Genomic DNA, 359 nt, shown 5'->3' with positions numbered 1-359 from the left:
TCGGTTAGTCGTTACTTTTGATAGCTAACGAATTCGTCCTAAGACAGCCGAGCTAACTCCCTTGTTCCAAAGGTTATTTTATTGCTATTTATGCTAACGCTAATAGGCGTATTGCTTCATTTTTGATATTGATAGCTGCGTTATAATCTCTAACGAGATTTACACCGCATATGCAAGAATATACTCGTTCAGACAATGTCATATTTTTTACATTTCCACAACTACTACATGCTTTTGTGGAAGGAAACCATTTGTCTATTTTCACAAGTTGTTTTCCTTGTTCGTTTAGTTTATAAGCTAAGAAAGAAGTGAACATACCCCACCCATTATCAGCAACACTTTTTCCAAAATGAAGTGCT

Annotated in this window: 1 protein-coding gene; it reads right to left on the bottom strand. The window is 35.7% G+C overall.

The window, feature by feature from the left end; translation table 11 throughout:
* Positions 1-88: 88 nt before the first annotated feature.
* On the bottom strand, positions 89-359 hold a 271-nt coding region (locus tag MR155_RS31590; protein WP_242312137.1), incomplete at its 5' end, for a zinc ribbon domain-containing protein.

Source organism: Bacillus cereus group sp. BfR-BA-01331, assembly GCF_022663915.1.
GTDB lineage: Bacteria > Bacillota > Bacilli > Bacillales > Bacillaceae_G > Bacillus_A > Bacillus_A mycoides.
This window is presented reverse-complemented; position numbering and strand designations above follow the sequence as displayed.